The 21,315-nt window shown below is 49.2% G+C and carries 21 protein-coding genes; 8 read left to right on the plus strand and 13 right to left on the minus strand.

Annotation, left to right across the window (positions count from 1 at the left end; genetic code table 11):
• Positions 1-6: 6 nt before the first annotated feature.
• Together C0081_RS15270 and C0081_RS15275 are read left to right on the plus strand one after the other, a co-directional pair.
• On the plus strand, positions 7-837 hold the full coding sequence (locus C0081_RS15270; protein ID WP_101534693.1) for a ParA family protein: 831 nt from the start codon (positions 7-9) through the stop codon (positions 835-837).
• Positions 838-914: 77 nt separating this feature from the next.
• Entirely contained in the window at positions 915-1,784 is an 870-nt protein-coding gene (locus tag C0081_RS15275) for a ParB/RepB/Spo0J family partition protein (RefSeq protein ID WP_101534694.1), read from the plus strand.
• Positions 1,785-2,402: 618 nt separating this feature from the next.
• On the opposite strand, the gene holA is transcribed toward C0081_RS15275, so the two are convergent.
• From holA to leuS, 3 genes are all read right to left on the minus strand, one after another.
• A complete protein-coding gene (gene holA / locus C0081_RS15280; RefSeq protein ID WP_101534695.1) occupies positions 2,403-3,434 on the minus strand; it encodes a DNA polymerase III subunit delta in 1,032 nt (343 codons plus the stop codon).
• Between the two features lie 107 nt (positions 3,435-3,541).
• Positions 3,542-4,096, minus strand: coding sequence for an LPS assembly lipoprotein LptE (gene lptE, locus C0081_RS15285; protein ID WP_180966917.1), 555 nt, complete (start codon positions 4,094-4,096; stop codon positions 3,542-3,544).
• Entirely contained in the window at positions 4,083-6,704 is a 2,622-nt protein-coding gene (gene leuS / locus C0081_RS15290) for a leucine--tRNA ligase (RefSeq protein ID WP_101534697.1), read from the minus strand. Before leuS ends, lptE begins: the two co-directional genes overlap by 14 nt.
• A 219-nt stretch (positions 6,705-6,923) precedes the next feature.
• Here leuS and C0081_RS15295 point away from each other — a divergent pair, with 219 nt between their 5' ends.
• The gene (locus C0081_RS15295; RefSeq protein ID WP_101534698.1) at positions 6,924-7,622 is read left to right on the plus strand and encodes a YggS family pyridoxal phosphate-dependent enzyme; all 699 of its coding nucleotides are present in this window, start codon (positions 6,924-6,926) and stop codon (positions 7,620-7,622) included.
• Here C0081_RS15295 and C0081_RS15300 read toward each other — a convergent pair.
• On the minus strand, positions 7,612-8,124 hold the full coding sequence (locus C0081_RS15300; RefSeq protein WP_101534699.1) for a L,D-transpeptidase family protein: 513 nt from the start codon (positions 8,122-8,124) through the stop codon (positions 7,612-7,614). The two genes, C0081_RS15295 and C0081_RS15300, sit on opposite strands and share 11 nt — an antisense overlap.
• A gap of 289 nt (positions 8,125-8,413) precedes the next feature.
• Here C0081_RS15300 and C0081_RS15305 point away from each other — a divergent pair, with 289 nt between their 5' ends.
• Both C0081_RS15305 and C0081_RS15310 read left to right on the plus strand, forming a co-directional pair.
• Positions 8,414-9,097 carry a response regulator transcription factor gene (locus C0081_RS15305; RefSeq protein ID WP_101534700.1) on the plus strand — a complete coding sequence of 228 codons (684 nt, stop codon included), beginning with the start codon at positions 8,414-8,416 and terminating at the stop codon, positions 9,095-9,097.
• A gap of 124 nt (positions 9,098-9,221) precedes the next feature.
• The gene (locus C0081_RS15310; RefSeq protein WP_101534701.1) at positions 9,222-9,734 is read left to right on the plus strand and encodes a cyclic nucleotide-binding domain-containing protein; all 513 of its coding nucleotides are present in this window, start codon (positions 9,222-9,224) and stop codon (positions 9,732-9,734) included.
• Positions 9,735-9,846: 112 nt separating this feature from the next.
• Here the strand turns inward: C0081_RS15310 and acs are convergent, their stop codons facing one another.
• From acs to C0081_RS15330, 4 genes are all read right to left on the minus strand, one after another.
• A complete protein-coding gene (acs, locus tag C0081_RS15315; protein WP_101534702.1) occupies positions 9,847-11,790 on the minus strand; it encodes an acetate--CoA ligase in 1,944 nt (647 codons plus the stop codon).
• A gap of 241 nt (positions 11,791-12,031) precedes the next feature.
• Positions 12,032-12,445 (minus strand): Rieske (2Fe-2S) protein, encoded by a 414-nt coding sequence (locus C0081_RS15320; RefSeq protein ID WP_101534703.1) that lies wholly within the window; start codon positions 12,443-12,445, stop codon positions 12,032-12,034.
• Between the two features lie 31 nt (positions 12,446-12,476).
• Positions 12,477-13,442 carry a citrulline utilization hydrolase CtlX gene (ctlX, locus tag C0081_RS15325; protein ID WP_101534924.1) on the minus strand — a complete coding sequence of 322 codons (966 nt, stop codon included), beginning with the start codon at positions 13,440-13,442 and terminating at the stop codon, positions 12,477-12,479.
• 34 nt (positions 13,443-13,476) lie between these two features.
• Positions 13,477-14,544, minus strand: coding sequence for an ornithine cyclodeaminase (locus C0081_RS15330; RefSeq protein ID WP_101534925.1), 1,068 nt, complete (start codon positions 14,542-14,544; stop codon positions 13,477-13,479).
• A gap of 192 nt (positions 14,545-14,736) precedes the next feature.
• Between C0081_RS15330 and C0081_RS15335 the strand changes: the two genes are divergently transcribed.
• Positions 14,737-15,174: an Lrp/AsnC family transcriptional regulator gene (locus C0081_RS15335; protein ID WP_101534704.1), complete on the plus strand. Its 438-nt coding sequence runs from the start codon at positions 14,737-14,739 to the stop codon at positions 15,172-15,174.
• Positions 15,175-15,200: 26 nt separating this feature from the next.
• Here the strand turns inward: C0081_RS15335 and C0081_RS15340 are convergent, their stop codons facing one another.
• Positions 15,201-15,494, minus strand: coding sequence for a hypothetical protein (locus C0081_RS15340; protein WP_101534705.1), 294 nt, complete (start codon positions 15,492-15,494; stop codon positions 15,201-15,203).
• Between the two features lie 61 nt (positions 15,495-15,555).
• Entirely contained in the window at positions 15,556-15,969 is a 414-nt protein-coding gene (locus tag C0081_RS15345) for a DUF1761 domain-containing protein (protein ID WP_101534706.1), read from the minus strand.
• Positions 15,970-16,108: 139 nt separating this feature from the next.
• Between C0081_RS15345 and C0081_RS15350 the strand changes: the two genes are divergently transcribed.
• Positions 16,109-16,909 (plus strand): DUF1223 domain-containing protein, encoded by an 801-nt coding sequence (locus C0081_RS15350; protein WP_101534707.1) that lies wholly within the window; start codon positions 16,109-16,111, stop codon positions 16,907-16,909.
• 26 nt (positions 16,910-16,935) lie between these two features.
• Here the strand turns inward: C0081_RS15350 and C0081_RS15355 are convergent, their stop codons facing one another.
• The 3 genes from C0081_RS15355 to C0081_RS15365 all read right to left on the minus strand — a co-directional run bounded on the left by C0081_RS15355 (position 16,936) and on the right by C0081_RS15365 (position 19,612).
• Positions 16,936-17,550, minus strand: a complete 615-nt coding sequence (locus C0081_RS15355; RefSeq protein ID WP_101534708.1) for a cytochrome b/b6 domain-containing protein — start codon at positions 17,548-17,550, stop codon at positions 16,936-16,938.
• A 58-nt stretch (positions 17,551-17,608) separates the two neighbouring features.
• Positions 17,609-18,061, minus strand: coding sequence for a c-type cytochrome (locus C0081_RS15360; RefSeq protein ID WP_101534709.1), 453 nt, complete (start codon positions 18,059-18,061; stop codon positions 17,609-17,611).
• Between the two features lie 468 nt (positions 18,062-18,529).
• Complete coding sequence (locus C0081_RS15365) at positions 18,530-19,612, minus strand: saccharopine dehydrogenase (RefSeq protein WP_101534710.1); 1,083 nt, start codon at positions 19,610-19,612, stop codon at positions 18,530-18,532.
• A gap of 860 nt (positions 19,613-20,472) precedes the next feature.
• Here C0081_RS15365 and C0081_RS23255 point away from each other — a divergent pair.
• Positions 20,473-21,147, plus strand: coding sequence for a GGDEF domain-containing protein (locus tag C0081_RS23255; protein ID WP_180966918.1), 675 nt, complete (start codon positions 20,473-20,475; stop codon positions 21,145-21,147).
• The last annotated feature ends 168 nt before the right edge of the window (positions 21,148-21,315 follow it).

Genomic DNA, 21,315 nt, shown 5'->3' on the forward strand with positions numbered 1-21,315 from the left:
CACTTTATGAGTTCACTACCGGAATCTCCCCGCGTTCTAACCCTTGCTAATCAAAAGGGTGGTGTTGGGAAAACAACGACGGCAATCAATCTGGGCACAGCACTTGCTGCCATTGGTGAGACAGTGCTGATTGTTGATGTTGATCCACAAGGCAATGCCAGTACCGGATTGGGGATTGATCGTAAAGCGCGCCGCGTTTCAACCGCCGAGCTTTTGCTGAATGAAGCGACCTTGCTTGAAGCTGCTATTCCTACTGCTGTGCCTCGTCTTTCTGTTGCGGCGTCAACTATGGATTTGCTCGGTCTGGAGCAGGAAATATCTGGAGACAAAGACCGGGCTTTTCGTCTACGTAATGTGTTGCAGCGCCATGGCGAGCAGGGTGATAAAATCCCCGAAGATAAGCGTTTTACTTATGTTTTGATTGATTGTCCTCCTTCTTTGAACCTTTTGACAATCAATGCGATGGCCGCGGCTCATTCTATTTTGGTGCCTTTGCAATGTGAATTTTTTGCTCTGGAAGGCCTGACGCAGTTGATTCAAACGGTTAATCAGGTGAAGGGTGCGCTTAATCCTGAGCTAACCATCCACGGTATTGTTATGACGATGTATGATAGCCGCAACAATCTATCCAACCAGGTTGTAGATGATGTGCGTGCGCATATGGGTGACAAGGTCTATGATACGATTATTCCGCGGAATGTGCGTGTCTCTGAAGCCCCGTCTTACGGCAAACCTGCTTTGCTTTATGATTTGAAATGTTCTGGAAGTCAGGCGTATCTGAAATTGGCGTCTGAGATTATTCAGCGTGAGAAGAAATTGCGCAACAAAGCGGCCTGATGCCGTTGTGGCTATTATCAAGGAACTGAGCAGGCGGTTGAGGTCAAACCGTTGGTTGGGTTGAAATGCGGAAAAAAATGGTAAAAAAACCTACTGAAGGCAAACGATTGGGGCGCGGTCTGGCCGCTTTGATCGGCGATATGGATAACGAAGCCGTTGCGATTGAGCGGGCCCGTTCTCAGCGTCGTATCCCTATTGAGTTCCTGAGGCCAAATCCTCGGAATCCTCGTCGTGATTTTATCGAGTCAGATCTGGATGATTTAACCAAGTCGGTCAAAGAGAAGGGTATAATGCAGCCTATTCTCTGTCGTCCGGTAGAAGGTGCTGACGATTCTTTTGAGATTATTGCCGGCGAACGCCGTTGGCGCGCTGCGCAAGGCGCCGGTTTGCATGAAGTTCCTGTGCTTATTCACAATGTGAATGACAAAGAAGCGCTGGAACTTGCCATTATTGAGAATGTTCAGCGTGCTGATTTAAACTCTTTGGAAGAGGCTCTTGGTTATGATCAGCTTATTCAGGAGTTTGATTATACGCAGGCAGAATTGGCAGATGTGATTGGTAAAAGTCGCTCACATGTCGCCAATACGATGCGATTGTTGAAGCTGCCTGATAGCATTAAAGACTATTTGAAAAAAGGCGAACTGACTGCTGGTCATGCCCGTGCCTTGATCACAGCCAATGATCCTGAAGAGTTGGCGCGCCGTATTGTCGAAGACGGTATGACAGTGCGGGATGCTGAAAAAGCCGGGCAAGAAAAAGACAAAGAGAAAAAAGAACCCAAACCTAAAAAAGAGAAAGATGCCGATACTGTCGAATTGGAAAGACGTTTGACCGATCGATTGGGTTGGAATGTTTTTATCGCTCCCAAGAAAAAGGGTGGCGAGTTGAAAATTCAATATAAGACACTCGAGCAGCTGGATGCGATTATCTCAATTCTTGAAAAATGATTTCTATTCGGTTTTGTAAGAAGGGGAGCAGATGCTCCCCTTTTTTGTATCTATTTTTCTCGGCAGTTCTATTGCAAGTGACGCTTCGTGTTGACTGTCAGGCACAGCGGAATAAGAACCATCAAAGTTAAGGCGGCGGCAACAGCAAAGGCTCCTGCCGGTTGATAATGTAGGCTGTGTTGTTGTGTAAAGAACGCAAAGACTTGTGTCACAATTAGAGGACTTGGGATTGTTGTAATTGCCATAATGCAGGATATAGCACCCTGTAACTCTCCTTAGGCATTGCCTGGAACTCTTCTGGAAATCAATCCCTGCATCGTTGTTGCTGTGATGCTGTATAGTGGGGAGAAGGGGAGATATAGAAACAGGATCCAGCCTTTCAAAATGAACAGCAGACCGAACATAACTTGAGCTTCTAGGATTACCCCTATGGTTGCGGCGGTGGATTCTTTTGTTTAAGGGGGTGAGAGTGTCTGTCGCAAATGCAAATTCATTAAAATTGAGTGCATTGATTCACGTGAAACGATTTGTGAAATAGCGCGTGTTTTGTGCTTATAAAAAACCCGCACTCTAGTATTTAGGTACGGTGGATTTTTGTTTCCTAACCAAGATTTATGGCTATTTGCTGCGCTGTGCCGTGGCTGCGATCATCAGAAGGGTTTCTGATATTATGGTTTGTGCCAAGCCATAATGCTTGCGGCTGTTGAGGAGACTCTGTGCCAGCAATTCACAGGCGCGCGATGCTTTTTTGCTGTTCCATATGCGCAATTGTGATTGAACACGTGCTTTGCGCTTAAAGTGAACCATCGGACCCGCCTTGTCCAGGGCAGATTGTGGAGACATGCCTTTGTCCATTAGACTGACGCATCGTTCCAACATTTGAAAATGGCGCAGGCTTGCACTGCCGATAACGGACGGGTTTTGGCCTGCTCCCATCATTTGTTCTAGCTGTCGGTCTAGATCGTCGATTTTTCCAAGTGCAGCGGAGTCAATGATCATATCGATTTGGTGACTGGACGCATCACCGACGATATCTTCTATATCTTTTTCAGTAATTTGGCCTTCATGCATAGCATAGAGACATAATTTTTGCACTTCAGCTCTGGATGCCATCCTGTTCGCGCCCAAATTCTCCAATAGCATCGTTCTGGCTTCGTTGCTGATGGATAGTCCTGCCAGAGTGGTTTCTTCGTCTATGATGCCATTAAGGGCTTCTCGCGCATCCACATAGCAGGGAAGAGCGACGGCACTGTGTGCTTTTTCAATTGATTTTCGGAGAGCTGCTGTTTTTTTCAGATCTCCGGCTTTGATGATAATGAAGGCGTCATCCGGCGGTGATGAGAGGACCGGGTCTAGAGCTGGCTGGATGGATTTGTTGCCGGTCATCTGAATGGTGATGACACGGTTTCCGCCAAAGAGTGGAATTGTATTGGCTTCGTCTGCCAATCTCAAAGGATCTGAAGCAATTTCGGATGAATCAAGGCGTAGTGCAGCAAATGGATCGCTGTTGTCTTTGAGTATTTGCTCAGCAAGACGTTTTGCTCGTTCTGTGATGAGCCCCGTGTCTTGCCCATAAATAAGAATGGTTCGATGCTCGGGATTTGGCCTTTGTAGGTATCGGTCTACCATATTGGCTTTGATTTCTGCCATTTTCAATCCCGATCGTGTGCCCGTGATCCGAAGGGCGCTTTGATTTTGATGAGAGCCTACACCAAGTGATGTTGGCACCGCTTAATGACGGGAGAGTTTGTATCCCGTTAAGTTCCGGCAGCAAAAAAGGCGGATAAACGCAAGTGAATGTCGTTGGCAACCTGTTCTGCAACGCGATTTTCAGCGTCCAACAAGGCTCGCTCGTTGGCATAGCGTTGTGTGCTTTGTGCGAAGGATGCAGTGAAGAAGCTTGATCCCGTTGTAGCAACTTCTTTGTCTGCAAGTCGGATCAATTGATAGGTGACAGTCAGGCGGGTGCGCGATGTTTTGGCAAGTCCTGTGCCGCTTTCAATGTCGAGGTCGCTTGTAGAGCTTGTGACCTTCATATCAAGCCGGTAGGCCGGAATGCCTTGTTCAGCACCACCGTTGAAAGCAAAAATGAGATTGTTGCGGAGTTCCTGTTCCAAGCGACTTTTTGCTGGAACAATTTCTATCGACGATAGATCAGCAGATAAGGTTTGGCCGGACATTGTGGTGCCGGAATAGAGCGGACGAACCTGACAACCAGACAGCGCCAGACCTAGGCCGAGGCACAAAGCCAGAGCCACTGGCCCTGACTTGAACTTACGAATGGCCTTCAGTTTGCGATTAAACAACAACATTGACGATCCTTTTTGGCACGACGATGACCTTGCGCGGTGCTTTGCCATCAAGGGCTTTGATGACTGGCTCTGAAGCCAGAACCGCTTTTTCGATTGTAGCCTTATCTGCATCGGCGGCAACGGTTATTTCGCCGCGTTTTTTGCCGTTGATCTGAATTGGCAAAGTGATCTCGTCTTCTACCAGCAATGAAGCATCTGCTTTGGGCCAGCCTTGTGTGGAAACAAGCCCTTCTTTGCCTAGCTGAATCCAACATTCTTCTGCCAGATGTGGCATCATTGGAGCGGACATCAGCACCAACAATTGCATGCTTTCATCCAGGGCCCATGCAAGTGAGGGATCTTTGTCCAATTTGTCTTTTTTTGCCGCTGAAGCGATGTGATTGACCAATTGGTAGATCTGGGCAACAGATCGGTTGAAGCCGAGCTGTTCTATGTTGGATTCAACGCTAACCAGTGATTTGTGCGTGAGTTTGCGCAAGGCATTGGCTTCGTCCGAGAAAGCATCGGGTTTGTTAAGCGGTGTTTTGCCCAAAAATTCTGATGTTTCGACGGTTAGGCGCCAAATACGCTGAACAAAGCGATGGGCGCCTTCTGCGCCTGCTTCGGTCCAAATAACGTCACGCTCTGGCGGGCTATCAGACAGCATGAACCAACGGGCCGTATCGGCACCAAAGCTCTCGATGATGTCGGTGGGGTCCACAGTGTTCTTTTTGGACTTGGACATTTTCTCAATGGAACCAATCGCAATGGATTCGCCGGTTTCATTGTGCTTGGCAGTGCGATTCCCGTCTTGATCCTGAATGGTGATTTCCATCGGTGCGACCCAGCGGCCATCTTCGCCCTTATAGGTTTCGTGCACCACCATGCCTTGAGTAAACAGGCCTCGGAATGGCTCTTTCACCGTCATATGGCCGGTTGCCTTCATTGCGCGGGCAAAGAAGCGCGAATAGAGCAGATGCAAGATAGCATGCTCGACACCACCGATATATTGGTCAACAGGCAACCATTCATCTACAGCCTTTTTGTCGGTTGGTGTGTCTTCCCAAGGGGCTGTGAAGCGGGCGTAATACCAAGAGCTGTCCACAAACGTGTCCATGGTATCGGTTTCACGCCGAGCCGCTTTTCCACATTTGGGGCAAGAACAGTCGCGCCATGTCGGATGGCGGTCCAGCGGATTTCCCGGTTTGTCAAAATTGATGTCATCAGGCAGCTTGATCGGCAGGTTTTCTACTTTTTCTGCCACCACACCACAGCCGTCGCAATGGACCATGGGGATTGGACACCCCCAATAACGCTGACGAGAAATACCCCAGTCACGCAAACGATACTGTGTTTTGCGTTCGGCCTGTGGTTTGCCATCGAGTGTCACCGTTTCCAATTTGGTGGCAACGGTGTCTTTGGCGTCGGTGATCGACATGCCGTCAAGAAACTCGGAGTTAAAGATGGTACCTTCGCCAGTATAGGCTTCGGTTCCAACGTCGAAAGTTGCAGCATCTTCGTCTTTGGGCAACACCACCGGTGTGACTGTCAGATTATATTTTCGGGCAAAATCCAAATCGCGCTGGTCGTGGGCGGGGCAAGCAAAAATAGCGCCTGTGCCGTAATCCATCAGAATGAAATTGGCCACATAGACTGGCAGGATGATTGTTGGATCCAAAGGATGTTTAACGGTCAGTCCGGTATCGAAACCAATTTTTTCCGCTGTTTCGACTTCTGCCGCCGAGGTGCCCTGTTTGTGACACTCTTCGACAAAAGCTTGAAGCGCAGGATTTGTTTCCGCTAGAGCTTTGGTCAGTGGATGATCGGCCGACAGGCCCATAAAGGAGGCGCCAAACAACGTGTCGGGGCGGGTTGTGAAAATCTCGATTTCGGTGTCGCCATTGATCGCAGGGGTCGTGAGCTCGAAACGCACCTGCAGACCTTCGGACTTGCCTATCCAGTTGCGCTGCATCAAGCGCACTTTGTCTGGCCAACGGTCAAGATTATCGATTTCAGCGAGCAGGTCTTCGGCGAAGTCGGTGATTTTAAAGAACCACTGGGTCAGTTCCCGCTGCTCAACCTCGGCACCAGAGCGCCAGCCCTTGCCATCAATCACCTGTTCGTTGGCCAACACGGTTTGATCCACCGGATCCCAGTTGACCTTAGCGTTTTTGCGATAGGCAAGGCCCTTGTCAACAAAATCGAGGAAAAGCATTTGTTGGCGATGGTAATAATCCACATCGCAGGTGGCAAATTCACGATCCCAATCCAGCGACAGGCCCATTAACTGCAGTTGGGCGCGCATGGTTGCGATATTTTCATATGTCCAGTCTTTAGGGTGGACATTGTTTTGCATTGCGGCGTTTTCCGCTGGCATGCCAAATGCGTCCCATCCCATAGGATGCAGAACATTGAAGCCCTTGGCGCGCTTGTAACGAGCGACGACATCGCCCATCGTATAGTTGCGCACATGGCCCATATGAATGCGGCCGGACGGGTAGGGGAACATTTCTAGGACATAATATTTCGGACGAGGATCATCATTTTGTGTCTGAAAGATCTTCTGGGTGTCCCAGGTCTGTTGCCAGCGAATTTCCGCTTCGCGTGCGTTGTAGCGCTCATTAGCCATGGATATGCACAAATGTCTCAATTTATGGTGAGTTTCTGGCCAGAGACTCACCAGAATTCCGTTGTTGCGTCAACCCCTTTAAGGGTAAGAATGCCTTTGAGACAGTTCAATCTTGCGATGTGCTATCGACGGGGGTATTTTGTCGTGCATAATAAGCCGACACGATATCGCCAGATGATCGCTGTCGGTGCCACCCTATTTGAGGTTTGAAAAGAGAAGATGAGTATACCATCCCAGTTGGCCCAGGTTCGTCAGGCCATAGCGGAATGTGAAAAAGCGGCAGAACGAGTATCGGGTTGTGTTACACTCATCGCTGTTTCAAAAACATTCGACGCCGACGTTATTCGCGACGCCCTTGAGGCTGGTCAGCGCGTATTTGGTGAGAATAAAGTGCAAGAGACCAAGGGGAAATGGCCTCAGTTGCGCAAGGAATTTGAGGATGTGGAACTGCACCTGATCGGGCCCTTGCAGTCGAACAAAGCCAAGGAAGCTGTGGCGCTGTTTGATGTTATCCATACGGTTGATCGTAAGAAAATCGCCCGCGCGATCCGAGTGGAAATGGAAAAGCAGAGCAAAACTATCGATCTGTTCATTCAGATCAATACAGGTGCTGAGCCGCAAAAAGCCGGTATTATGCCCAAGGATGCGGATGCTTTTATCGGTTTTTGTCAGGGCGAACTGGGGATGACTATACGGGGGTTGATGTGTATCCCGCCTGTTGAGGAAAACCCCAAGGCACATTTCAAGCTCTTGCGAAAGATTGCCAAACGCAATGGCATTGCAGAATTGTCGATGGGTATGAGTGCTGATTATCCCGAAGCGATCAAGCAAGGGGCGACTTTTGTGCGTGTGGGCAGCGCCATTTTTGGTCACCGCCCAAAACCACACAGTTCTTCGGACACCGGCCTTAGCGTATAATTTGAATGCGACTATTTGTCGTCATGACTTGTAGCAACAGGCGAAGGTTTTGTTTGGCCAGAGCTATGCAGCCTTCTGTCGGTTTGTAACCTTCTCGAGCGACATGCATGAAAAGGGCGCTGCCGCGGCCTTTTTGCCTTTGTGTGATGTTGATATCCAGCACCACCACAAGGTCATATAGCGAATCATCTCTCCACATAGCCTCACACGATGCGCCAAATGGCAGTCTGACTCGTCTGTTATAGCTGGGATGGTCAATTGCATCACACCAGCCCATGGATTTTGATATCGGTATGAAGGGTAAGGTTGAGCGCGGTTTGCTTTCCCGATCCGGTCGATAAAAGCCATACAGCGGGCGGGTATGGGTCAGGGGAGTGGCGCCATCGCCCTCCTGTTTAAAAGCTGTTTGACCTGTTTGACCCAAAGCGCAGGCAAAAACGGTGCTGCCAGTGATACAATGCCCCTGGCTGATGCTAAGAGGCTTTTTCTTGATAGTTATCATCCTAATGGCCATCCATGGGGTCATCAAAAGCGTATTAGACCTGATCAAACAAATGCAATTGTTGTGCTAAATTATGGCTTGTGCGAGATGCGCTTGGTGAATCAAGTGCTTATGACAGTGACGTGATTGACTGTGATTTGCAATTAGACCGATCAGTTTCTTTATTTGAAGGTGAAAACACTTTAAGCTGTCATTGATTTGATTTGTGTATGGTCTTTGCAAATGCGGGGTCCTATGCCCAAGTCTGGCAAGGATAGACCTAAGTAAAGGCCAATCTGGGGATGCAACTATGACTGCAAGAAGAATATTGCTCGTTGATGACGACACCGAACTGCGCGAAGCTCTGGTAGAGCAGCTTTCGTTGTATGAAGAATTCGAGCTGCATCAAGAAGAATCCGCCACCAAAGGTATTCAAACCGCGCGGTCAGATCATTTCGATTTGCTGATTATGGATGTCGGCTTGCCTGATATGGATGGGCGTGAGGCTGTGAAGCTCCTGCGTAAGGGCGAATTCAAAGCTCCTATCATTATGCTCACCGGCCATGACACCGATTCAGACACTATTTTAGGTCTGGAAGCGGGAGCCAATGATTATGTCAGCAAGCCATTTCGCTTTGCCGTGCTTTTAGCGCGGATCAGGGCACAGTTGCGCCAGCATGAGAATAGTGAAGACGCCACCTTTGCTGTGGGGCGTTATACCTTCAAGCCAGCAGCCAAGCTATTGTCTGATGAAGCTGGTGGAAAAGTACGATTGACCGAGAAAGAAACCTCGATTTTGAAGTTTCTCTATCGCTCAGGCGACAAACCCGTTAGTCGGGATGTGTTGTTGCATGAGGTTTGGGGCTATAATTCCGGGGTTACCACCCACACGTTGGAAACCCATATTTACCGACTGCGCCAGAAGATCGAGAAAAATCCATCCAATGCAGAATTGTTGATTACCGAAGCTGGTGGATATAAATTGGTGCCCTAATGTAGGGCAACCCAAATTCCGATTGTTTGAGTTAGCTTGACAGATGATGAGTGCGCGCGCCTAAATAGGTTCGTATTTCGCTTTTTGCGGCGTGAGCCGCCAACGATCCGGACAACAACATCTTATGAGCTTGATCAATGACATTGACCTGTTGAAACAGGTGCCGTTTTTTGCGGATTTCAACGAAGATCAACTGCGACTGTTGGCCTTTGGGGCTGAATCACGGGTTTATCGGGCTAAGCAGGTGATCTTTCGTCAGGGGGATTTGGCGGATTCGGGCTTTGTCATCATTGAAGGCCAAGTCCGGATGACTATCTCGCAGGATGGCTTGGATCAGGACTCCCAGATATTGGGGGCTGGCAGCTTGATCGGGGAAATGGCCTTGATGGCCGAAACGCGTCGCTCTGCAATGGCGACGACGTTGGAAGACGTCAAAGTGATTCAACTGCGGCGAGCGCTGTTTCGCCGTGTTATGGATGAATATCCCGACCTTGCTGCTCTTTTGCATGGTCGGCTGGCTACTCGCTTGAATAATATGGTGCGGGATTTGGATCAAATCCGTGACATGATCGATCGTGTACCAGGGGAGGCCTCCTCATTGGAGGAAGTGACGGCCTTTGTGCAGCGTGGCGACTAACCTCATTTTGATGCTGCCTTTATTGATCTGATTTTGCCGCAAAATCCTGGACTGCAAACAAAAAACCCCCGCCAGTTGGCGAGGGTTTTATTTTTAGGTCTGAAGCTGGTGATCAATCGCGATTTTGGCGGTTATCGATCAGGTCTTCGACGACAGTTGGATCGGCCAGTGTTGAGGTATCACCCAACGCTGCGAAATCATCTTCAGCGATCTTGCGCAGGATGCGGCGCATGATTTTGCCTGAGCGGGTTTTGGGCAAACCCGGAGCAAACTGGATGAGATCTGGGGAGGCAATCGGGCCAATTTCATGACGCACCCAGTTGCGCAGTTCTTTGCGGAGCTCTTCGGTTTCTTCTTCGCCTTCCATCAAGGTGACATAAACATAGATGCCCTGACCTTTGATGTCGTGCGGATAACCAACCACAGCGGCCTCCGAGACCTTTGGATGAGCCACAAGGGCGCTTTCCACTTCGGCTGTACCCATGCGATGGCCGGACACGTTGATGACGTCATCGACGCGGCCTGTGATCCAGTAGTCTCCATCGGCATCACGACGGGCGCCATCTCCGGCAAAATAGTAGCCTTTGAATGTCTCGAAATAGGTAGAGACAAAGCGGTCATGGTCACCATAGACGGTGCGCATTTGGCCTGGCCAGCTATCGGCGATGCAAAGAATGCCTTCACATTCGGTTTCGCTGATTTCGTTCCCCTCATTGTCTAGCATAACGGGCTGAACACCAAAGAAAGGACGTGTGGCCGAGCCGGGTTTGAGGGCTGTTGCACCGGGCAGTGGAGTGATCATGATGCCGCCGGTTTCGGTCTGCCACCAGGTATCAACGATCGGGCAGTTTTTCTTGCCAACCACCTCATAATACCATTTCCAGGCCTCTGGATTGATAGGTTCACCCACAGATCCAAGAATACGCAACGAGGAAAGATCCGCTTTTTCAACATGTTCCTTGCCTGCGCCCATCAGCGAGCGAATCGCGGTGGGAGCGGTGTAGAAGATGTTGACCTTGTGTTTTTCGCACACATCCCAGAAGCGGGATGGTGTCGGGTAGGTTGGCACACCTTCGAACATAACAGTGGTCGCACCATTGGCGAGCGGCCCATACACGATGTAGGAATGGCCGGTTACCCAGCCGACGTCTGCAGTACACCAATAGACATCACCATCATGATAATCGAAGACATATTGATGCGTCATGGAGGCATAAACGAGATAACCGCCGGTGCTGTGAACAACGCCTTTTGGCATGCCGGTAGAGCCGGATGTGTAGAGAATAAACAGCGGGTCTTCGGCATTCATTGGCTCTGGTGCACAGTCGGCAGAGGCGGGACCTACAATATCGTCATACCAGACATCGCGACCATCGGTCATCGGAACGTCGCCACCGGTGCGTTTGACAACCAGAATTTTGGCATCATGATCGACTTTTTCAAAAGCAGCGTTGACGTTGGTTTTCAGTGCCACTTTACGACCACCGCGCAGACCTTGATCTGCGGTAACTACCAGTTTGGCTTTTGAGCCGTTGATGCGATCTGCCAAAGCGTCAGGAGAAAAACCGCCAAAAACGATGGAATGAATGGCGCCAATGCGGGCACAAGCCAGCATTGCGTAAGCCGCTTCAGGGATCATTGGCATATATAGAATGACACGATCACCTTTGGCTACGCCCAATTCCTTGTAGGCATTGGCCAATTTACAAACGCGCTCGTGCAGCTGCTTGTATGTGATGTTTTCGCTGTCAGACGGGTCATCGCCCTCCCAGATGATGGCGGTTTGATCGCCACGGCTTTCTAGATGGCGGTCGATACAATTGGCTGAAACATTTAACTCACCGTCTTCGAACCATTTGATTGACACATTGTGATAGTCGTAAGAGCTGTTTTTAACCTTTGTAAAAGGCTTCATCCAATCGATGCGCTTGCCATGTTCGGCCCAGAATGCGTTTGGATCTTCGATTGATTGCTTATACATCGACAAATAAGTGTCGTTGTCGATCAGGGCATGTGATGCCACGTTAGCCGGCACAGGATAGACGTTCTCCGACATGCGTTCCTCCCAGAACTTATCCAAAATTGTTTCACCGCAGCTTCAGAGGCTGCGCAGTTTTTGTAAAGTGTATCCCCTAAAGCATTGTAACCTTGGGGCAAGAATTCACGTAGAAATGCTCTGAAGCTTTTTGCATTTTGACAAATGTGACCAAGCTTCCGGTTCGCGCCCATTATGATCAGAGGATTACCTAGCGTCCACTGGCTCGGTATTGCTCTTTCGTAGGTTGTTTAGACGAATTTTAAGTCTCTTTGCCGTTTTGTTGAGCGTTCTCTTCCACCAATGGACTAGATTTGGGAGGAATGAGAAAAATTTCATTGTTTTGGATTTTGATGTTGAGACGGATAAGGGCCGTTCCTTTACAGGGACCCGAGATACAATGGCCGTCTGAAATGCGGAACCGTGCGCCATGGGTGGAGCAGACCAGAAGGGCCGGGTTTTGTTTGTCTATAAATTCGTGATCGAAGGTCTCTAGCGGCGTTGCGATATGCGGGCAGGCATTGCGATAGGCTCGAACAACCGGTTCATTGCTAGATGCAGACGGGTCTTTGACCAGCAGCACTTCAAATCCGCCTGTTGCTGTTTGAACCGTGATACCAAAAGCACCGGTGTGATCAAGCGCATTGACCTGACATAGAGGGATTTGGTCTGTCATAGAGGCACTAAGCCAGTTGGGCTTTTGTGCGTCAAGCACCAACGTGGCGTGGGGCGGGGGATCGCGGTGTAAGATGAACACCGGCAATGGTGCAACGAACTGAACCGCCTGCCAATTCGATGGATGGAATGGTGAGGGGGACCGGCTGGGCGCTTTTTTCAATGTCTTTGATTTGAGTGTCTGTAAGCGCTTGGTAAGCCCGCTGGGATAGCGCCAGAATGCGGTCGTCTTTGCCTTGCAATTCAATGGCATTGCCGGCAAATTCAAGAATTTGATCATTGCTGAGTGCGATGATTGTACGCCCAGATGCTTGGAATCTTTCGATTATTTCCTGTTTGCGCGTTTCATTTTCTATCATATCCAGCCCGATCAAAACAAATTGCGTGGCAATACACATCAGAACATTGGTGTGATAAATGGGTGTGCCAAACTCGTCTGACGCGGCAAAAGCCATTGGCTCGAAGTTAAAATGGGTGCAAAAACGCTCCAAAGCGATCGGGTCTGTGCGATCTGATTGCACCGCATAGGCCACCCGATCAATTTGGTCCAGAACCATTGCGCCTGTGCCTTCAAGAAACAATCCATCAGCTTCCAGTCCGGAATAATCAATCACATCCTGAACGCGATAGCGGCTTTTTAGCATTTCGATTACGTCTAGCCGCCGTTCAAGGCGTCGGTTGACGGCTTTCATCGGGTAGATGGCGACGTGGCCACCGGCGTGGGTGGAGAACCAATTGTTTGGAAAAACGGCATCCGGTGTGCTGTGGCCTTCATCTTCAAAGAGATGAACCGTTACACCATGGGCTGCCAGTGCTTCTGAGGCACTTGTGATCTCATCATAGGCGGTTTTGGCAATATCCCCGTCCTGTGGGGCTCGTTCTGACTGAAAAGCATTGTCCTGCGCTGTTTGGCCGTTGACTTGGAAATTATGGGGGCGAACCATGACTACTGCCGAGGGCGCCTGAATGGAGAAAACTTGGTTTCTGACGTTTTTCATATATTGGCACCCTTGCGCTGCATTGCTCGGTTTTTTAGGCGACGGCGCCGGTTTTTGCGGCACGGCGGACCATGCCATACAAATCGCGTGGTTCATCCGGGTCGGCCAACATATCAAGATTGTCAAAAAATTCCGTGCCTTTGATGGCGCTATACAGGTAGCGTAGGGCAGAGAAATCTTCGATGGCGAAGCCGACGGAATCAAACAGCGTGATTTGTGTGTCTGACGTACGGCCTTGTTCGATACCTGCGATGACTTTCCAAAGCTCCTTGACCGGGTGGTCTTCCTTGAGCTGCTGGATTTCACCTTCAACGCGGGTTTGAGGCGGATATTCAACAAAGATATCCGAGCGCAACAAGATGTCTTTGTGCAGTTCGGTTTTTCCGGGGCAATCGCCGCCGATGGCGTTGATGTGCTGGCCTGCTCCGACCATATTGTCAGTCAAAATTGTGGCGCATTGTTTGTCGGCGGTGCAGGTGGTGATGATGTCGGCCCCGCTGACACATTCCTGATGGCTGTTGGTTCTGATGACGGTGAGGCCCGAGTCTTTCAGATTGAAGACTGCTTTGTCGGTGGCGACCGGGTCAATGTCATACAGGCGCACTGTGTCGATACCGCAAATGGCTTTGAAAGCCAGGGCTTGAAACTCACACTGCGCACCATTGCCTATCATGGCCATGATTTTGGCATCTTTTGGGGCAAGATATTTTGCCGCCACTGCCGACATTGCTGCGGTGCGCAGGGCGGTCAGGATGGTCATTTCGGTGAACAACAAGGGGTATCCTGTGCCAACGTCAGCCAACAGGCCAAATGCGGTGACAGTTTGCAGCCCTTCTTTGGTGTTTTTGGGGTGACCGTTGACATATTTGAAGCCATAAACTTCGCCGTCTGAGGTGGGCATCAATTCAATGACGCCTTCTTTGGAATGGGAAGCTACACGGGCCGTTTTGTCAAAGCTTTCCCAGCGTTTGAAATCGCTTTCGATCTGGGCTGCGATCCCAGCAATCATCTCTTCGACACCAATAGACAGAATGAGTTTCATCATATTGTCGACGCTGACAAACGGGACGAGATTGAGGTTGCCTTTTTGGGGTGTGGTCATGATCTGTATCCTGTTGCCGGTGGGAAATGAGCCGATTGCTCGCGGGCATTGATTGTTGCCTAGAGGATACAGCGTCAAAAATTCAGACAAAATGGCAATAATCTTCAAATTATGATATTCTTTTGCGCAAAACGTCAGAGAATATTGTACAAATTTGTAATTTCAGAAAATCAATAGCCAAGGAGGATGCGGATGCAGCAAGCCAAGCATATTTATGATCAGTTGGATCGGGATCTTATTTCTCTGCTGCGTCATGACGGTCGGGCTCCGCTTTCCAAATTGGCAGACATTCTGCGCGTGTCGCGTGGCACCATACAAAATCGTTTGGATCGACTTAGCCAATCAGGGGCCGTTTTGGGATTTACCGTGCGCGTGCGTGAAGATTATGAGCTGGACGGTATTCGGGCCATTATGATGATCGAAGTGGTGGGTAAATCGACGTCACAAGTTATCAAAAGGCTGCGCGGCATGGCCGAGCTGCACACTTTGCACACGACCAATGGCTCTTGGGATCTGGTGGCTGAAATTCAGGCAGCCTCGTTGTCGGATTTTGACCGGGTTTTGCGCGAAGTCCGGATGATTGAGGGGGTATTGAACAGTGAAACGAGTCTTCTGCTCAGTACCATCTAGTGGTGTGAGGCTGACGGTTCAAACCACTAGCGAGTCATCAGTGGCCATTTGACTTTGCTGGTATCCGCCTTCTTTGGGTTGTCTTTTGTGGCTTTGAGCCTATCACTAGGCATAATTGGTGGAAATATTAGGCGCTTGGGTGGCTGCAATTTGCGGAATTTATTGAGATGATTAAAGTCCGTCGGCTGCATTTTATGGGGTGTTATGCTCGATGTTGGAGCCAAGCTTTTCATCGGTTCGACGGCTTTTACATCGGTAAGGCTGAGTGGAAAGGCAATCCCCATCACCAATATCAACGGCAGGCGTGAATAGTTGAACATTGCAAGTCTCTCGCGGTGCTGGTCTTGTCTCAATGACGGGTGGGTGGCAGCAACATTTACATCATCCGAACCAGCCTAAAATCGCACCTTGTGCTACCAAATTGACCAACCAGTGACCGCCATCAATGAGGGTGAGGCGCAGAGGTTTCATTTGATAGGCATTGTTGACGCTTAATGTTGTCAGCACAAATCCGATCCAGATGAATACTGCCGAAATTATGCCTCGGATTGGGGTTGGATCACCCACATGCACCAGAATGCCAAACAGCATCATCGCCATAACAATATTTGCAATAGCAGCGATGATGAAGGGCATCGGGTTTTGCTTGTCATTTTTGCCTTTGATCATGTCTTTGGTCAGGCCGGCCGCCGCCATCCAGGGATTGGAGAGGGACATATACCAAACCGCACCAATGGCATAACCGACAAATGCCGAGACCAGAACTGCTATCCAGTTGATTTCATTAAATGGCATGGGGCAACCTTTCCTGATTTATTGCAAGCGACCCAGTCGGGCTTGGTTTTTGTCCTATTGTTCAATCATGACAGCCAGTATGGGAAAACTCAAACGAAAGTGATTGGCAGTTGAGTATGGTTTGTCTTTAGGTAGGGTCATGATGATTTATAAAACACTATTTGGCCAATCTGTATCCCGACGGTTTTTGATACGTAACTGTGCTTTGCTTTTGGCGTCAGGTCTTGGCTTGGGTGCAACGCTACGAGCACACGCTCAGGTCGGTGAACCTGTGGTGGTTGTTGAGCTGTTCACCTCTCAGGGCTGCTCGTCTTGTCCTCCGGCTGACAAGCTGCTTGGTGAATTATCAGAAAATCCTGACATGATTGTTCTGACCGAAGCAGTGGACTATTGGGATTATCTGGGTTGGAAAGATAAAAATGCCAACCATGAACATACGGTACGCCAGAAGAATTATGCGCGTATGCGCGGAGATAGAAGCATTTACACACCGCAGATGGTGATTAATGGTCGCGTGCATGTGGTTGGCAGTCGTGCTGGCGAGGTGACGCAGGCTTTGCAACAAGTGTCCAGTGGAACTGGTCGCCTTTCCGTGCCTATCAAGACACGCACTGACAAAGAAACCTTGTCTATTGAGATCGCTGCGGGACCTGAAGGTCTCAGTGATGTCAAAGACGGTACGTTATTTTTGGTGCCATTCCGGCGCGAGGTATCTGTTGATGTCGAGCGCGGTGAAAACAAAGGACGTAAGATCGTTTATCACAATGTGGTCGATCAAATGCGCCCTATTGGCATGTGGCATGGTAAGGCGCTGAATATTGAGCTTCCGATGCATGAGATCCGTAAAGGGGGCCATGATGGTTGTGCGGTGTTGTTGCAGGCCGATGTGAATGGCTTGCCCGGCCCGATCTATGGCGCAGCCATGATCGAGCTTCACTAGTGTGTGGTTTTAGTCTGGGCTGAAAATCAGGCTTTATCAGATTTTTTGACCAACTTCCAACCGGTGATCATTGGTTTGACCAGGTTTTCACGTTTCCAGAGTTTGTAAAATGCGATTGCCGCTAGATGAATACCGACCATCGCTAAAATCAGATTGGAAATCTGATAATGGATGCGATTGGCAAAAACGGCATTGTCATAACCGACATAGCTGGCCAATGGCCCGACATTGACAAAATCGTCCGGATCCGAGGTTAAACCAGTTGCGACTTGAGCGATAAGCAGACCCAAGAGTGCAAAAGCGGCCAATGCCCCAAGGGGATTGTGGCCTCGCCAGTAACTGGGTTCGCGCTTGAAAATTTTTGACGCATAAGAGAGCGTGGTTTTGGGGCCATAGATAAAGTGTCCAAAGCGGGCGACTGTAGGGCCAAAAAATCCCCATATCAGACGAAACGCCAACAGAGCGCAAATAGCATAACCGAAATAGAAATGCAGCGTCATGATGTCGGGGCCAAATCGTCCTAGCCCCCAAGCTGCCACCACGCAAATGACCAACGCCCAGTGAAATAGACGCAGAGCAGGGTCCCAAAGCTTTACATTTTCAAGGGGTTCGGTATCGGTGTTTTTTGCTTGATCGTTCATGGTCAGCTTGCCTTTAAGAATAAGGGCCGAAATGCTTTTTCGGCCCTTAATATGCGTCCTATTTTTCGCGGAAAGATTTGTGGCAGTTGCCGCAAGATGCACCAGCGGCACCGAGTGCTGCGCCCAATTCACCACGGCCTTTGCCGGCTTCTGCCTGCAAGTTCATGGCAGCTTCAACAAGTTTGGCACCAGCAGCGCCAACAGCTGGGAAATCTTCCCAGATTTCTGCTTTGGCACGAGTCACGCCTGGCATGTCGGTGGAAGAGGTTCCTGGAATAAACAGAAAACCGATGTTGTTTTTGGACAACAAAGCCAGATTGTCGGCATGGATCTGTGCTTGTGCCGCGTCATAGTCAACTTCGCCTTTTGCCATCGCGGCCAAAGCACCCATGTTGGCGTTGAGCAATTTATAGTGCCCCTGACGGGCAGCTACGGCATCTTCATTTGGTCCAGCAAGAGCAGGCGCTGCAAAGAGCGACAGTGCAACAGCGGCGAGAGCAATTTTACGCATGATTGGTCCTCATTGATAAATGTAACCGTTACAGGAATAACGGGGTGAAATGATTTTAGCATCTAGTGGCGGGTTGTCTTGATGAAATTTCTTCATCTATTCAATGAATTTCCCGTGAAATGTAAATGACGATATTGAGGCGTCTAGGAGGCTTTTTTAGCCTCTGGATTTCAAAGAATGACCGAAAACAGCCAAAGCCTCAATATAATGTCTACTTCGAAAGTATGATGATTATCTGTAGCAGGAGAGAGCAGAATTCCCCGTTGCGTGTTTCTTTAACAAATGCCGGAATGGCGCCGGTTTAAATGTGGCAAAAAAAAGGTGCCGAGGGGTATGAGCCACGCTGGCTGTTTTACAAGTCTGTTGGGTTCGCTACTTAAAAAATTTGGATATGGCATGATGGTGTGTTCAACAAAAACGCACTGTTTCTCGTGTGTTTTTGTTGAACATTTGTATAGATGATCAGAATTAGAGATTTGCTTTCTGGCAAATCTCTTGGAATTTTTCTGCGCCATTTTTCCATTCTGGGCCATCGGGAAAGCACAACAGAGACTTGATGAACTGGTCGGAAAATTCTTCGGCAGCCTGTGCCGGCAAGAGAGAAGGCAGATTATCAATGGACGTGACTTCTACCGCGTCACCATGACTGTTTTTGGCGACCTCGACCACAGGCTCAGTCCAGCTGGTGGGTTCGCTGTAAATAGGCAGTGGGTTGAAGTCAGAGAAAGGATCGCAGGAGACGTCCGAGATCACTTTCATATTGCAAGTGGGTGCCGCAAAATGGGCTTTGTTGGCCAGCAGCAAACCAGGACCAAACATCAATACACAATTGACCATCAGGTCATGGGAAAGTAGAGCGGCCCTATCCAGCAAACGGGTTTCTTCAATGTCCCATTTGGTGACCTCCATGCCGATGGCTTCAAGGCATTCACAAGCCCCCGTGCCGGAGCGGCCTTTGGCGCCGATGACGATAGCGGTGGGCAAATCGCCCTCTTTTTCGGCGGCAAGCGATTTGAGTTTGTCTATGACGACGGCCTGACTTTCATAGGGTGAAACACCACCAATGATGTCGTCACGTCCAGCGCGGCGCTCAAGCAGGCGATGAGCGCCAAGGGCTGCCCCCATCCATCCGGCCCAATAGCCAAAGGCTGCAACGCGGCGACCATCATCCCCTACAAGAAATTCGATGTCATACAGTGACCCTCCACCATTGACAAAGCGGGCTATCTCATTCTCCCAGCCTGTCTGATCCTTATAGATATGGGCAAAATGGATCATGCGGTGAGGGAGTTTGGTGGGGGTTTCTGCCAGTTCTTTAAGGCCCAGAATGACAACGTCTTTGTCGCAATCCACCCAAGAGCGAGGCTCGGCAAGGGTGCAGCCTGCGGCCACATAATCCTCATTGGAAAAGGCACGTTTGTCGCTGGCTTCAACGGTTACAGTAAAGCCATTGTCGAGCAGGGTTTTGGCATTCTTGGGGGTCAGTGCTGTACGGCGTTCGGTGGCACGATCTTCATCGCGCAGCCAAATGTGGGCTTTTGGCATAGACATTCATTGATCTCCGTCGGGTCTTGTCGTTGCGCTCTTGCTATCGGATCATAAGTCACTGCGCACTCTATTGATTTGGCTCTAGATTACTCTTTTTGAAGAAAAATGATAGCGTTGGGTTGCGGACGGATTGCCGGAAGTTGATATTCTGTTTGGCAGTTTACCGGCATTTTGGCCAATAAAGGGCGTTGGCTGACGGGATAATAATGGGTTAATGCATTTTTCTAGCAAGAGATTTGGTAAAGATGACCAAACGTCATTAGAACTATCTTTATGGTTTAGCGCTAACGTTGTCCAAAAAAGGGGACACAATGCTGACTGCGCTGGATACCGCGACGATATTTGCCTGTTTCATGCTTGCGATGGTTGCGTCAGCCGTCACAATGACTGTGGTATGGTTTAACAATCCAAAGAGCCATTCGGCTGGATATTGGACTTTTACTTATTTGACGGGCATTGCGGCTGGAGCAATTTTGGTTCTATGGCAGCAATTGGGTAGCTATGTCGTCATACTCAGCACACTTTCCATTTATGCATGCCATTGGTTTTTATGGGCTGGGTTTCGCTCGTTCAATAACCAGACTGCGCCAATATCAGTGCTTGTTGTTGCTGTCTTTGTGTATCTTGCTGCTGTAACCTATAATCCATCACTCTATTTGGACCTTAATTTGAGTACCGCTATGCATTCGCTGTTTATTGGTGCAGCAAGTCTGGTCAGTGCGTATACGGTTTTTACCGGCCCCGAAAGCAAATCGTTGCCGATTACGCTTTCCGCGACAATCATTCTAGTGAGTCACGGGCTGTTTCGATTTTCCTTTTTGTATTTCACCCTGTTCGATCCATCCCCCATAGTGGATGGTCGGATGGCGGCTCCATGGTGGAAAATTTCTCTTTTGGAGATTTTTTTCAATACGATGCTCATGGCTATTTCGACCGTTATTCTGATTAAGGATCGCTCAGAAAAGCTTCATCGAGTCGCATCCGAAACAGATGTATTAACGGGGATTGCTAACCGTCGGGCTTTTGTTGAGAAGACAAAAAACGCAGCAATCGGTTCCGATACAGGCGCTGCTTTGGCTGTACTCGATTTGGATCATTTTAAAAAGATCAATGACAAATATGGCCATGCGGCAGGCGATACGGCTTTGATTGATTTTGTAAATATCGTGACCAAATGTCTGCCAAGAAAGGCACTTTTTGGCCGCATGGGTGGCGAGGAATTCGCCGTTTATTTACCATCTGGTTCTGGCGAGCCGCTCGATATTTTGGAAAAAGTTTGCAAACAGGTCGCTGAGTCAAATATTCAGCATAACAGCACCCACATTCCGCTTACTTTGAGTATTGGTATTGCGACCATTGAGGCTGTCGGTAACAATTTTGATACCCTTTTTGCTTCAGCGGATCGTGCGCTCTACCTTGCAAAACAAGAGGGGCGAAACCGCGTGAAATTGTTTTCGCATACCGAGCGATTGCGCGAGATGTTTAACCAGCAAAATAATCTAGCGGAACAACAAACCCGCTCTATCCAGGCGTCTTGAGCCCAGATTCGTAGCCTTGAGTAGGATCGATTGTCATCCGCTAATTCTTAGTCTCTGGCGCCTTTGGTTTGTAAGGCTCAGCGCTGTGATCTTGGTTGTTAGGTCACCGAGCCATACATCCATTGTCGTTGATTTTTCTGCCGTTTGGCTTGGCAAAAAACATTTCAT

Origin of the sequence: Cohaesibacter celericrescens (assembly GCF_002866925.1) — a bacterium.
Taxonomy (GTDB): Bacteria; Pseudomonadota; Alphaproteobacteria; order Rhizobiales; family Cohaesibacteraceae; genus Cohaesibacter; species Cohaesibacter celericrescens.